The sequence below is a fragment of the Serratia sp. ID 25-353 genome, assembly GCF_054792795.1.
In genome coordinates this window covers 5,038,204-5,052,169 of record NZ_CM139236.1, presented here as the reverse complement: position 1 = coordinate 5,052,169, position 13,966 = coordinate 5,038,204, and the positions used below count along the sequence as shown (strand labels likewise).

Genomic DNA, 13,966 nt, shown 5'->3' with positions numbered 1-13,966 from the left:
CTAGTCTTTCTCTTTCAGCAGCACCTGGCAGGCGACGAGCGCGCCGGTGCTGTCTCCGGCGAGTATCGCATCGACGATAGCCTGATGATGGCGCAGCTTGATCACTTCATTACCGGTGATGGCGCGGAAGTAGCTTTGGTACACCGAACTGAACAGGTTGGCGAATGAGGTCAGGAACGGGTTGCCGCTGGCCTCGTAGATGAGCTGGTGGAATTGGGTATCGACCTGGATCCAACGCTCGCGGTCAAACTGGGTATGCAGTGCGCGCATTTCCGCCATCAGCTCCGCCAGCAGCTTGGTTTGCTGCGGGCTGGCGTGGTTTGCCGCCAATGCGCAGGCTTGCGGCTCCAGCGAGGTGCGCAGGATAAGGAAGTGTTGCATTACCTGATCGAAGTTTTCCCGCGTCATCCACCAGGTCAATAAATCCTGATCGAGGAAATTCCATTGGCTCTGCGGCATCACGCGGGTGCCGATGCGCGGGCGCGGTAGCAACATGCCTTTGGCGGCTAACATTTTTACCGCTTCGCGTACTGCGGTGCGACTGACGCCGAATTGCTCGCCCAGTTCCATTTCACCGGGCAGGATGCTGCCGGCCTGATAATTGCCCGCCAGAATTTGTTGGCCGAGTTTCTCTGCAAGCAGATAAGAAAGATTGCGTTGGGCGGCCTGTTGTTGTGCATTTAACGGCATGGCTGCGGGTCCTTACTGACATCGTTATTTCTATTTTACTCCAGTGATCGCCAGCTTTTATGGCTGTTTGCCTGAAAAAGTGACATAAATTCGCCGCTTTTTCGCCCTTTTGCCGAAAAAAACCGCGCTTGAAAAGTTTTTTGCATTTAGGGGTTGCGGCCCGCCGAGAACTCCCTATAATGCGCCTCCACTGACCGGGAACAACGACTGACAAGCCGCCGGGTCAGCGAGAGGAAAGCGAAATAAACGCTTGACTCTCCGGGTGAAAAGCGTAATATACGCCACCTCGAGTTAGCAAGCGAAAGCGCCTAACTCACTGCTCTTTAACAATTTATCAGACAATCTGTGTGGGCACTCCACAAGACGATATCCAGCATCTTCGGATGCAAAAAAATATCAAGTCTTGAAGAGTGACTAACTGAAGTAAAATTCATGCAGTAAATCTTTGAGCATCGCTTCTCGAGTGGAAGCAAATCAAGCTTTTAATTGAAGAGTTTGATCATGGCTCAGATTGAACGCTGGCGGCAGGCTTAACACATGCAAGTCGAGCGGTAGCACAAGAGAGCTTGCTCTCTGGGTGACGAGCGGCGGACGGGTGAGTAATGTCTGGGAAACTGCCTGATGGAGGGGGATAACTACTGGAAACGGTAGCTAATACCGCATAACGTCGCAAGACCAAAGAGGGGGACCTTCGGGCCTCTTGCCATCAGATGTGCCCAGATGGGATTAGCTAGTAGGTGGGGTAATGGCTCACCTAGGCGACGATCCCTAGCTGGTCTGAGAGGATGACCAGCCACACTGGAACTGAGACACGGTCCAGACTCCTACGGGAGGCAGCAGTGGGGAATATTGCACAATGGGCGCAAGCCTGATGCAGCCATGCCGCGTGTGTGAAGAAGGCCTTCGGGTTGTAAAGCACTTTCAGCGAGGAGGAAGGTGGTGAGCTTAATACGCTCATCAATTGACGTTACTCGCAGAAGAAGCACCGGCTAACTCCGTGCCAGCAGCCGCGGTAATACGGAGGGTGCAAGCGTTAATCGGAATTACTGGGCGTAAAGCGCACGCAGGCGGTTTGTTAAGTCAGATGTGAAATCCCCGGGCTCAACCTGGGAACTGCATTTGAAACTGGCAAGCTAGAGTCTCGTAGAGGGGGGTAGAATTCCAGGTGTAGCGGTGAAATGCGTAGAGATCTGGAGGAATACCGGTGGCGAAGGCGGCCCCCTGGACGAAGACTGACGCTCAGGTGCGAAAGCGTGGGGAGCAAACAGGATTAGATACCCTGGTAGTCCACGCTGTAAACGATGTCGATTTGGAGGTTGTGCCCTTGAGGCGTGGCTTCCGGAGCTAACGCGTTAAATCGACCGCCTGGGGAGTACGGCCGCAAGGTTAAAACTCAAATGAATTGACGGGGGCCCGCACAAGCGGTGGAGCATGTGGTTTAATTCGATGCAACGCGAAGAACCTTACCTACTCTTGACATCCAGAGAACTTTCCAGAGATGGATTGGTGCCTTCGGGAACTCTGAGACAGGTGCTGCATGGCTGTCGTCAGCTCGTGTTGTGAAATGTTGGGTTAAGTCCCGCAACGAGCGCAACCCTTATCCTTTGTTGCCAGCGGTTCGGCCGGGAACTCAAAGGAGACTGCCAGTGATAAACTGGAGGAAGGTGGGGATGACGTCAAGTCATCATGGCCCTTACGAGTAGGGCTACACACGTGCTACAATGGCATATACAAAGAGAAGCGACCTCGCGAGAGCAAGCGGACCTCATAAAGTATGTCGTAGTCCGGATTGGAGTCTGCAACTCGACTCCATGAAGTCGGAATCGCTAGTAATCGTAGATCAGAATGCTACGGTGAATACGTTCCCGGGCCTTGTACACACCGCCCGTCACACCATGGGAGTGGGTTGCAAAAGAAGTAGGTAGCTTAACCTTCGGGAGGGCGCTTACCACTTTGTGATTCATGACTGGGGTGAAGTCGTAACAAGGTAACCGTAGGGGAACCTGCGGTTGGATCACCTCCTTACCTAAAGATATTAGTTCGAGTGGCGTGCTCACACAGATTGTCTGATGAAAAGTAACGAGCAAAGCGCTACCTGTTGATGCCATGAGTCATTCATGCTGATACGAACCGATTAAGTTATTCAGTTTAATCGGATTTTCGTGTCCCCATCGTCTAGAGGCCTAGGACACTGCCCTTTCACGGCTGTAACAGGGGTTCGAATCCCCTTGGGGACGCCATTCCGATAATGAGTGAAAGACATTATCACCGGTTAGCGATAACCGAAAAAATCTTAAAGATGACTTGCGAGTCATGTTTAAGATATTGCTCTTTAACAATCTGGAACAAGCTGAAAATTGAAACATGACGGCTGAAATTTATCCCTCCGTAGATGTATTGGGATAAAGAGTAACCTGTCATAGAGTCTCTCAAATGTTTGCAGCACGAACGATGGAAACATCTTCGGGTTGTGAGGTTAAGTGACTAAGCGTACACGGTGGATGCCTAGGCAGTCAGAGGCGATGAAGGGCGTGCTAATCTGCGAAAAGCGTCGGTAAGGTGATATGAACCGTTACAACCGGCGATACCCGAATGGGGAAACCCAGTGTGTTTCGACACACTATCATGTCATGAATACATAGTGGCATGAGGCGAACCGGGGGAACTGAAACATCTAAGTACCCCGAGGAAAAGAAATCAACCGAGATTCCCCCAGTAGCGGCGAGCGAACGGGGAGGAGCCCAGAACCTGAATCGGCTTGTGTGTTAGTGGAAGCGTCTGGAAAGTCGCGCAGCAAAGGGTGATAGCCCCGTACACTAAAATGCACAGGTCGTGAGTTCGATGAGTAGGGCGGGACACGTGACATCCTGTCTGAATATGGGGGGACCATCCTCCAAGGCTAAATACTCCTGACTGACCGATAGTGAACCAGTACCGTGAGGGAAAGGCGAAAAGAACCCCGGCGAGGGGAGTGAAATAGAACCTGAAACCGTGTACGTACAAGCAGTGGGAGCACCTTCGTGGTGTGACTGCGTACCTTTTGTATAATGGGTCAGCGACTTATATTTTGTAGCAAGGTTAACCGTATAGGGGAGCCGTAGGGAAACCGAGTCTTAACTGGGCGAATAGTTGCAAGGTATAGACCCGAAACCCGGTGATCTAGCCATGGGCAGGTTGAAGGTTGGGTAACACTAACTGGAGGACCGAACCGACTAATGTTGAAAAATTAGCGGATGACTTGTGGCTGGGGGTGAAAGGCCAATCAAACCGGGAGATAGCTGGTTCTCCCCGAAAGCTATTTAGGTAGCGCCTCGTGAACTCATCTTCGGGGGTAGAGCACTGTTTCGGCTAGGGGGCCATCCCGGCTTACCAAACCGATGCAAACTCCGAATACCGAAGAATGTTATCACGGGAGACACACGGCGGGTGCTAACGTCCGTCGTGAAGAGGGAAACAACCCAGACCGCCAGCTAAGGTCCCAAAGTCATGGTTAAGTGGGAAACGATGTGGGAAGGCATAGACAGCCAGGATGTTGGCTTAGAAGCAGCCATCATTTAAAGAAAGCGTAATAGCTCACTGGTCGAGTCGGCCTGCGCGGAAGATGTAACGGGGCTAAACCATGCACCGAAGCTGCGGCAGCGACGCTTAGGCGTTGTTGGGTAGGGGAGCGTTCTGTAAGCCGTTGAAGGTGGCCTGTGAGGGTTGCTGGAGGTATCAGAAGTGCGAATGCTGACATAAGTAACGATAAAGCGGGTGAAAAGCCCGCTCGCCGGAAGACCAAGGGTTCCTGTCCAACGTTAATCGGGGCAGGGTGAGTCGACCCCTAAGGCGAGGCTGAAAAGCGTAGTCGATGGGAAACAGGTTAATATTCCTGTACTTGGTGTTACTGCGAAGGGGGGACGGAGAAGGCTAGGCTAGCCGGGCGACGGTTGTCCCGGTTTAAGCGTGTAGGGGGTGTGACCTGGTAAATCCGGTTGCATACTAACCCTGAGGCGTGATGACGATGCACTACGGTGCAGAAGTAGTTGATGCCCTGCTTCCAGGAAAAGCCTCTAAGCATCAGGTAACATTAAATCGTACCCCAAACCGACACAGGTGGTCAGGTAGAGAATACCAAGGCGCTTGAGAGAACTCGGGTGAAGGAACTAGGCAAAATGGTGCCGTAACTTCGGGAGAAGGCACGCTGGCATGTAGGTGAAGTCCCTTGCGGATGGAGCTGAAGCCAGTCGAAGATACCAGCTGGCTGCAACTGTTTAATAAAAACACAGCACTGTGCAAACACGAAAGTGGACGTATACGGTGTGACGCCTGCCCGGTGCTGGAAGGTTAATTGATGGGGTCAGCCGCAAGGCGAAGCTCTTGATCGAAGCCCCAGTAAACGGCGGCCGTAACTATAACGGTCCTAAGGTAGCGAAATTCCTTGTCGGGTAAGTTCCGACCTGCACGAATGGCGTAATGATGGCCAGGCTGTCTCCACCCGAGACTCAGTGAAATTGAACTCGCTGTGAAGATGCAGTGTACCCGCGGCAAGACGGAAAGACCCCGTGAACCTTTACTATAGCTTGACACTGAACATTGAGCCTTGATGTGTAGGATAGGTGGGAGGCTTTGAAGCGTGGACGCCAGTCTGCGTGGAGCCATCCTTGAAATACCACCCTTTAATGTTTGATGTTCTAACTCGGCCCCGTGATCCGGGGTGAGGACAGTGTCTGGTGGGTAGTTTGACTGGGGCGGTCTCCTCCCAAAGAGTAACGGAGGAGCACGAAGGTTAGCTAATCACGGTCGGACATCGTGAGGTTAGTGCAAAGGCATAAGCTAGCTTGACTGCGAGAGTGACGGCTCGAGCAGGTACGAAAGTAGGTCTTAGTGATCCGGTGGTTCTGAATGGAAGGGCCATCGCTCAACGGATAAAAGGTACTCCGGGGATAACAGGCTGATACCGCCCAAGAGTTCATATCGACGGCGGTGTTTGGCACCTCGATGTCGGCTCATCACATCCTGGGGCTGAAGTAGGTCCCAAGGGTATGGCTGTTCGCCATTTAAAGTGGTACGCGAGCTGGGTTTAGAACGTCGTGAGACAGTTCGGTCCCTATCTGCCGTGGGCGTTGGAAGATTGAGAGGGGTTGCTCCTAGTACGAGAGGACCGGAGTGAACGCACCACTGGTGTTCGGGTTGTCATGCCAATGGCATTGCCCGGTAGCTAAGTGCGGAAAAGATAAGCGCTGAAAGCATCTAAGCGCGAAACTTGCCTCAAGATGAGTCTTCCCTGGGCCTTTAAGGCCTCTGAAGGAACGTTTAAGACTAAGACGTTGATAGGCTGGGTGTGTAAGTGCAGCGATGCATTGAGCTAACCAGTACTAATGATCCGTGAGGCTTAACCTTACAACACCGAAGGTGTTTTGGTGAGACCGAGACAATATTCAGCTTGTTTACAGATTGGTTCTGATGGCGACACGAGAGTGAAGCGGTTGGAATGAAACAGAATTTGCCTGGCGGCAATAGCGCGGTGGTCCCACCTGACCCCATGCCGAACTCAGAAGTGAAACGCCGTAGCGCCGATGGTAGTGTGGGGTCTCCCCATGCGAGAGTAGGACACTGCCAGGCATCAAACCAAGCCGAAAGCCCTGAACTGACGTTCAGGGCTTTTTGCTATGCGTAAAACGCAAAAAAGCGCAGCTACGCTGCGCCTTTCAACCACTCGACAATAAAGTCGGCGATGCTTTCCGGTTGATTGAGATCCAACTGCTTAGCCGCGATGGATAGCGGCCGGTCGCTGGCTACCGCCACGACAAACTGATCCAGCATGTCTTCCAGCGGTCTGCCGATCTCGGCCCGATAAAGCAGGATCTTGCTGACCGGCTCATGTTTGAACCCTTCCACCAGAATCAAATCGACCTTATCGGCATCAAAACGTTCCGCCAGGTAGCGCAGGTCCAAAGGTTGTTGTTCCGGCGTTTCGGTCATCAATGCCCAACGGCGATCGCTGGCGACCAGCGTTTGGTCGGCACCCGCTTTGCGCAGCTCGTAGCTGTCTTTACCCGGCGTATCCACATCCATGTCATGATGGGTATGCTTTATCAGCCCAACCCGCACCTGGCGCTGTTTAAGCATCGGGATCAATAGCTTGAGCAGGGTAGTTTTTCCCGTACCGCTGTAAGCGCCGATGGCCAGTAAAGGGGGCAACGAACGATTCATTTCTTTAGCTCTCGTGCTTGCTGCCAGTTCCGGCAGTCTTCCGGCGTATTCAGGTTATGAAATGCCGCTTGTTGCCCGCTGAACACCACGCGTTGTGCGTTAATCTGATGCAAGAACAGCATCAGCTTGCGTTCACCGCGCGCCAGATAGCCGGTCAGCAGCGGCGCTATTTGGATATGCAATAACGCCAGCGTAGGGTGATCCCGTTCGCCATCGCTGGCAAAGGCCGCTGGCGCAGCGCCTTTTTGCCGCCAGAGTTGTGCGACTAAGTCGGCGGGAAAGTCGGGGACGTCACAAGGGACGAATGCCACCCACTCGCTGGGAGATTGCTTGAGCCCGGCGAGCATCCCGGCCAACGGCCCGGCGAAATCGGGCGTCAGATCGCCAATCACCGGCAAACCGCTCGCCTGGTAACGTGCCTGATTGCGATTGGCGCTGATGGCCACGGAGGCCACCTGCGGGCGTAACCGAGCCAGTACGTGTTGATAGAGTGCTATACCGCCAATCGACACCAGGCCTTTGTCTTCACCGCCCATGCGCGTGGCCCGTCCGCCGGCCAAAATGACGCCGCTGATTTCTTTATGCATCTCGTTTATCTCGCCTTGTCGATGCGCTGATTGTAGCGCTAAAGTCGGCGCGACATCAGGATTTACCTTTATTGACAAGCCGGTTCTTTCACTGCGTGGGTAAGCCTGTTACTTTGTGAGTTTATTCATGCTATTGGACGATATTGAGATGAAAACGCATCGCGTAAACGAGTTGATCGAGCTGTTGCACCCGGCCTGGCAGGAAGATCCCGATCTCAATTTGATGCAGTTTTTGCAAAAGCTGGCGAAGGAAGCGGGCTTCCAGGGCGAGTTGTCCGAGCTGAGCGACGATATTCTTATTTACCACCTGAAAATGCGCGGCAGCGCCGGCACGGATCAGATCCCGGGCCTGAAGAAAGATTACGAAGAAGATTTTAAAACGGCGCTGTTGCGCGCTCGCGGCGTTATCAAGGACTGATCCTCGTGCAGTGCGAGAAAGCATAGCGCGTGAAATGCGCCATTAATGCTACTATTTCTCATTCCCGGCACCGTGCTGTCAGCGATCAAACGAACGTTATGAATAACTCTGCTTTTAATTTCGACACCCTGTCGCCCGATTTGATTATGGACGCGCTAGAAGGGATTGGCCTGCGCGTCGACTCCGGTCTGACGGCGCTGAACAGCTATGAGAACCGCGTCTATCAGTTTATGGACGAAGATCGCCAACGCTACGTGGTGAAGTTTTACCGCCCGGAGCGCTGGAGCGCCGCGCAGATCGGTGAGGAGCACCAGTTCGCTCTGGATCTGGCGAAGGCGGAGATCCCGGCGGTAGCACCGTTGGCGTTGCAAGGCGCTACGCTGCATACGCACGCTGGGTTCTTCTTTACCCTGTTCCCCAGCGTGGGCGGGCGGCAGTACGAGATAGACAACCTGGATCAGTTGGAATGGGTGGGCCGTTTCCTCGGGCGCATCCATCAGGTCGGCGGTGAGCGTTTGTTCACCGAGCGGCCGACGATGGGGGTTGAAGAGTATCTCACCGCCCCGCGTCAGGCGCTGGCCGGTTGCGAGCTGTTGCCGGCAGCGCAGCGTGATGCGTTTCTGCAGGCGACGGATAACCTGATCGCGGCGATCAAGCCGCACTGGCATCTGAACTGGCAGCCGCGCCGTTTGCACGGTGATTGCCATCCGGGCAATATTCTGTGGCGCGACGGTCCGCTGTTTGTCGATCTTGATGACGCGCGTAATGGCCCGGCGGTGCAGGACTTGTGGATGCTGCTGCATGGCGAACGGCGCGATCAATTGATGCAGCTGGACGTCTTGCTGGAAGCGTACGGCGAATTTGCCGAGTTCGACCAACGCGAGCTGGCGTTGATCGAGCCGCTGCGGGCGATGCGCATGGTGTATTACCTGGCCTGGGTCGCCCGCCGTTGGCAGGATCCGGCCTTTCCTAAGAGTTTTCCGTGGATGGCGGAGTCTGATTTCTGGTTGTCTCAGACTGCGGCCTTCACCGAACAGGTTAAGCTGTTGCAGGAGCCTCCTCTGCAGCTGACGCCAATGTATTGAAGCTTTAACACAATGGAGAGTTTAGTCTTATGAAAAAAATATGGTTGGCGCTCGTTGGCATGGTGATGGCATTCAGTGCCTCGGCGGCACAGTTTAGCGATGGCGCTCAGTACGTGACCCTGGACAAGCCGGTGACCGGCGAGCCGCAGGTGCTGGAGTTCTTCTCCTTCTACTGCCCGCACTGCTACCAGTTCGAACAGGTCTATCACGTGTCCGAGAACGTGAAGAAGGCGCTGCCTGCCGGCACCAAAATGACCAAGTACCATGTGGAGTTCCTGGGGCCGTTGGGCAAACAGCTGACTCAGGCATGGGCGGTAGCGATGGCGCTGGGCGTGGAAGACAAAGTCAGCCCGCTGATGTTTGAAGCGGTGCAGAAAACCCAGACCGTGCAAACGCCGGACGATATCCGTAACGTCTTTGTGAAAGCGGGCGTGACCGCCGCAGATTATGACGCGGCCTGGAACAGCTTCGTGGTGAAATCTCTGGTGGTTCAACAGGAGAAAGCCGCTGAAGATCTGCAGCTGCGCGGCGTGCCGGCGGTATTCGTGAACGGCAAATACATGGTGAAAAACGATGGCCTGGATACCAGCTCGATGGACGCTTACGTGAAGCAGTTCGCCGACGTGGTTAAATTCCTCAGCCAGCAGAAATAAGCCAGACTCAACATGAAAAACGCCGGCATTGCCGGCGTTTTTTTATCCATATTGCCGCTTCAATTTATCCAGCAACCGATCTTTTTCCTGCCACAGCGTATTCAGCCACAGCTGGAATCGCCGTTTGAACTGCTTGTCGTTGAAGTAGTCCCCGTGCAGGGTTTCATCGATCGGCAGCGTTTCTATTCTCACCACGATACGCGTCAGCCGCCCGCACAGCATATCCATAAAGGGCCGTTGGTTATTTTCCGGATAGAGCAGGGTCACGTTCAGCACTTTGTCGAACTGATTGCCCAGTGCGCTGAGCGTAAACGCAATGCCGGCGGCTTTGGGTGCCAGCAAATTGCGATACGGCGAATTGCTTTTAATTTTCTTGGCTTCGGTGAAGCGTGAACCTTCGACGAAGTTGACGATGGTGGTTGGGCGCTGGCGGAATTTTTCGCAGGAACGGCGCGTGGTTTCGATATCCTTGCCGCGCTTCTCCGGATGCTTGAGCAAATAGGCGCGGGAGTAACGCTTCATGAATGGCATATCCAGCGCCCAGCAGGCCAGGCCGACAAAAGGCACCCAGGCGAGCTGTTGCTTGAGGAAATACTTATTCATTGGAATATGATTTCTGAACAGCACGCACAACACGACAATGTCCGACCAGCTTTCGTGATTACTGATTAGTAGATACCAGTTTTTGCGATCCAGCCCTTCCAGTCCTTCAATATCCCAACGCAATTGCCCGTTAATGCGCAATAACAGCGCCAGCCCCTGACACCAACACCACATCATGAAATCGGCGAAAGCCGAGATATATCGCCAGACGGCGGGAATGGGCACCAGGAGTTTCACGATGCCGGCCAGCGTGATGGGGATAGAACACAACACCGTCACCAGAATGGTGAGTATGATGGAAATGATAAAGATAACAGGCGTTAACAATCTTGGCATGGTTATGGGCTGACGGTTGTTGGGAACATCGTTGCATGCCGAAGCGCATGAACAAAAGCCTATTTTAACAGAGATCGTCGGGGTAAAGCGTCGCTAAAAATCACTGTTTTTCGCCTCGCCGGATAACCATTTGCCGAGTTTTTGTGCAACTTGTTCAGCTTGTGCTATGGTAATTGAGGCGCCGAATTTGATTAATAGTGCGATTAAAATCCGGCGAAAGTTATATCCACAAATTCAATAAAAGCCAGTAATAAAGCGTCGCCGGAATTCGTTCTTTTAACGCGGTGATTTAAATAGGAATTTTATTCGCCGTTATAACGATAATCACAACGTTATAATTCGGTCTCTTTTCTATGCACAAAGTTATCCACAGGTAAGATCTTGCGGATCCTCGCGCACAATCTCATCATTTTCGTCCGCAATGCACGCTAAGGTTCGTCTCCGGCGGCCAGCTATGGCATGCTTACCCCTTACCCCTATGTCCGATCACGATAAAGAAACGCTATGGCCCAGATTGCAGAAAACCCACTAATCCTGGTTGACGGTTCCTCCTACCTCTACCGTGCTTATCACGCCTTCCCGCCGCTGACCAACTCGGCGGGCGAGCCGACCGGCGCGATGTACGGCGTGCTGAATATGCTGCGCAGCCTGCTGCTGCAGTATCAACCGAGCCACGTTGCCGTGGTGTTTGATGCCAAAGGGAAGACCTTTCGCGATGATCTCTTCGCTGAATACAAGTCACACCGGCCACCGATGCCGGACGATCTGCGTGCGCAGATTGAGCCGCTGCACAGCATGGTCAAGGCGATGGGCCTGCCGCTGCTGGTGACGCCTGGCGTCGAGGCGGATGACGTCATCGGTACGCTGGCGCTGGAGGCCGAAAAGGCCGGCCACGCGGTGCTGATCAGCACCGGCGACAAAGACATGGCGCAGTTGGTGACGCCGAACGTCACCCTGATCAACACCATGAACAACACCATCCTCGGCCCGCAGGAAGTGTGCGACAAGTACGGTATTCCGCCGGAGCTGATCATCGACTTCCTGGCGCTGATGGGCGATTCATCGGACAACATTCCCGGCGTGCCGGGCGTGGGCGAGAAAACCGCCCAGGCGTTGCTGCAGGGCATCGGCGGGCTGGATGCGCTGTACGGCAATCTGGAGAGCATCGCCACGCTGAGCTTCCGCGGCGCCAAAACCATGGCGGCCAAGCTGGAGCAGAACAAAGAGGTCGCGTACCTCTCCTATAAGCTGGCGACGATCAAAACCGACGTCGAGCTGGATCTGACCTGCGCTGAGCTGACGGTGTCCGAGCCGGATGTCGATACGCTGCAACAGCTGTTCAAACAATACGAGTTCAAACGCTGGCTGGCGGACGTGGAAGCCGGCGTATGGCTGGAAAACAAGAAAGGCGCGGGTGCGAAAGCTGCCGGTGCCGCCAAACCGGCCGTCGCCGCAGAAGCGCCGAAAGCGCTGGCGGAGGCCAAGCTGTCTCAGGACGGGTATGTCACCATTCTGGATGAAGCGACCTTTACCGACTGGCTGGCGCGGCTGAAAAAGGCCGACGTGTTTGCCTTCGATACTGAAACCGACGGTCTGGATACGCTGACCGCCAATCTGATCGGCCTGTCCTTCGCGATCGCACCGGGCGAAGCGGCTTATTTGCCGGTAGCGCACGATTATCTGGATGCCCCGGTACAGCTGGATCGCGCCTACGTGCTGGAAGCGCTCAAGCCGCTGCTGGAGGAAGATAACGCACTGAAGGTCGGGCAAAACCTGAAGTTCGACATGAGCCTGCTGGCGCGCTACGGCATTGAGATGCGCGGCATCGCCTACGACACCATGCTGGAGTCCTATGTACTGGACAGCGTCGGCGGCCGTCATGATATGGACAGCCTGGCCGATCGTTATCTGGGCCACAAAACCATCACCTTCGAAGAGATCGCCGGCAAGGGCAAGAACCAGCTGACGTTCAACCAGATCGCGCTGGAGCAGGCGGCGCTTTACGCCGCCGAAGACGCGGATGTCACGCTGCAGCTGCATCTGGCGATGTGGCCGCAGCTGAAACAGAGCGCGGAGCTGCTGACGGTGTTCAACGAGATTGAAATGCCGCTGTTGCCGGTGCTGTCGCATATCGAGCGCACGGGGGTGCTGATCGATCCGGCCATTTTGTCGGCCCACTCCCAGGAGCTGGCCAAGCGTCTGGCGGAACTGGAGGCGCAGGCCCACGAGCTGGCGGAAGAGCCATTCAACCTGGCGTCGACCAAGCAGCTGCAGGCGATCCTGTACGAAAAACAAAAGCTGCCGGTGCTGAAGAAAACCCCAGGCGGAGCGCCTTCTACCAATGAAGAGGTGCTGGCTGAGTTGGCGCTCGACTACCCGCTGCCGAAGGTGATTCTGGAATATCGCGGCCTGGCGAAGCTGAAGACCACCTATACCGACAAGCTGCCGCTGATGATCAATCCGGTCAGCGGCCGGGTGCATACCTCGTACCATCAGGCGGTGACCGCCACCGGCCGTCTCTCCTCGAGCGATCCGAACCTGCAGAACATCCCGGTGCGCAACGATGAAGGGCGACGCATTCGCCAGGCCTTTATCGCGCCGGAGGGCTACCGCATCGTCGCGGCCGACTACTCCCAGATCGAGCTGCGCATCATGGCGCATCTGTCACAGGATGAAGGGCTGCTGAAGGCCTTCGCCGAAGGGAAAGACATTCACCGCGCCACGGCGTCGGAAGTCTTCGGCGTGCCGTTGGATAAAGTGACCGGCGAGCAGCGCCGCAGCGCCAAGGCGATTAACTTTGGCCTGATTTACGGCATGAGCGCCTTCGGCCTGGCGCGCCAGCTGGGGATCCCGCGAGGGGAAGCTCAGCGCTATATGGATCTGTACTTCGAGCGTTACCCGGGCGTGCTGGATTACATGGAGCGCACCCGTCAGCAGGCCGCCGAACAGGGCTATGTCAGCACGCTGGACGGTCGCCGTCTGTACCTGCCGGACGTCCGCTCCAGCAACGGCATGCGCCGCAAGGCGGCCGAGCGCGCCGCCATCAACGCCCCGATGCAGGGCACGGCGGCCGATATCATCAAGCGTGCGATGATCGAGGTCGACGCCTGGCTGCAAGGGCAGGAGAAGCCGTTGGTGCGCGCAATCATGCAGGTGCACGATGAATTGGTGTTTGAGGTGCACGAGTCGGTGATCGAAGAAGCCAGCCAACGTATCCGCCAATTGATGGAAGGCAGCATGGCCCTGGCGGTGCCGCTGAAGGTTGACGTGGGCGTCGGCATGAACTGGGATGAGGCGCACTGATCGCCGGGTTATCGCCGGATGCGCTAACTGGCGATAACCTAAGCACTTTTCGTAATTAAACTACAAGATGCGGCGATAGTTTCCCCAACTTCGCCG

General features: G+C 55.0%; 8 protein-coding genes, 1 tRNA gene and 3 rRNA genes. 8 read left to right on the top strand and 4 right to left on the bottom strand.

Annotation, left to right across the window (positions count from 1 at the left end; translation table 11 throughout):
- Window positions 1-690, bottom strand: a complete 690-nt coding sequence (locus ACYF6X_RS24155; protein ID WP_130018599.1) for a FadR/GntR family transcriptional regulator — start codon at window positions 688-690, stop codon at window positions 1-3.
- A gap of 483 nt (window positions 691-1,173) precedes the next feature.
- Here ACYF6X_RS24155 and ACYF6X_RS24150 point away from each other — a divergent pair.
- From ACYF6X_RS24150 to rrf, 4 genes are all read left to right on the top strand, one after another.
- Window positions 1,174-2,715, top strand: a 16S ribosomal RNA gene (locus ACYF6X_RS24150).
- Between the two features lie 139 nt (window positions 2,716-2,854).
- A tRNA-Glu gene (locus ACYF6X_RS24145) sits at window positions 2,855-2,930 on the top strand.
- A 234-nt stretch (window positions 2,931-3,164) separates the two neighbouring features.
- Window positions 3,165-6,072: ribosomal RNA gene (locus ACYF6X_RS24140) — 23S ribosomal RNA — on the top strand.
- A gap of 106 nt (window positions 6,073-6,178) precedes the next feature.
- Window positions 6,179-6,294, top strand: a 5S ribosomal RNA gene (rrf, locus tag ACYF6X_RS24135).
- Together the 16S, 23S and 5S rRNA genes with 1 tRNA gene alongside form the textbook arrangement of a ribosomal RNA operon.
- A gap of 72 nt (window positions 6,295-6,366) precedes the next feature.
- Here rrf and mobB read toward each other — a convergent pair.
- Together mobB and mobA are read right to left on the bottom strand one after the other, a co-directional pair.
- The gene (mobB, locus tag ACYF6X_RS24130; protein ID WP_063991278.1) at window positions 6,367-6,885 is read right to left on the bottom strand and encodes a molybdopterin-guanine dinucleotide biosynthesis protein MobB; all 519 of its coding nucleotides are present in this window, start codon (window positions 6,883-6,885) and stop codon (window positions 6,367-6,369) included.
- A complete protein-coding gene (gene mobA, locus ACYF6X_RS24125) occupies window positions 6,882-7,472 on the bottom strand; it encodes a molybdenum cofactor guanylyltransferase MobA (protein ID WP_063991279.1) in 591 nt (196 codons plus the stop codon). Before mobA ends, mobB begins: the two co-directional genes overlap by 4 nt.
- A gap of 148 nt (window positions 7,473-7,620) precedes the next feature.
- Here mobA and ACYF6X_RS24120 point away from each other — a divergent pair, with 148 nt between their 5' ends.
- The 3 genes from ACYF6X_RS24120 to dsbA all read left to right on the top strand — a co-directional run bounded on the left by ACYF6X_RS24120 (window position 7,621) and on the right by dsbA (window position 9,628).
- Window positions 7,621-7,890, top strand: a complete 270-nt coding sequence (locus ACYF6X_RS24120; RefSeq protein WP_004931268.1) for a YihD family protein — start codon at window positions 7,621-7,623, stop codon at window positions 7,888-7,890.
- Window positions 7,891-7,988: 98 nt separating this feature from the next.
- Window positions 7,989-8,975 (top strand): serine/threonine protein kinase, encoded by a 987-nt coding sequence (locus ACYF6X_RS24115; RefSeq protein WP_130017785.1) that lies wholly within the window; start codon window positions 7,989-7,991, stop codon window positions 8,973-8,975.
- 29 nt (window positions 8,976-9,004) lie between these two features.
- Window positions 9,005-9,628, top strand: coding sequence for a thiol:disulfide interchange protein DsbA (gene dsbA / locus ACYF6X_RS24110; RefSeq protein ID WP_004931264.1), 624 nt, complete (start codon window positions 9,005-9,007; stop codon window positions 9,626-9,628).
- Window positions 9,629-9,670: 42 nt separating this feature from the next.
- Here the strand turns inward: dsbA and ACYF6X_RS24105 are convergent, their stop codons facing one another.
- The gene (locus ACYF6X_RS24105; RefSeq protein ID WP_063991281.1) at window positions 9,671-10,567 is read right to left on the bottom strand and encodes an acyltransferase; all 897 of its coding nucleotides are present in this window, start codon (window positions 10,565-10,567) and stop codon (window positions 9,671-9,673) included.
- A 504-nt stretch (window positions 10,568-11,071) separates the two neighbouring features.
- Between ACYF6X_RS24105 and polA the strand changes: the two genes are divergently transcribed.
- A complete protein-coding gene (gene polA, locus ACYF6X_RS24100; protein WP_130017784.1) occupies window positions 11,072-13,870 on the top strand; it encodes a DNA polymerase I in 2,799 nt (932 codons plus the stop codon).
- Window positions 13,871-13,966 lie beyond the last annotated feature (96 nt).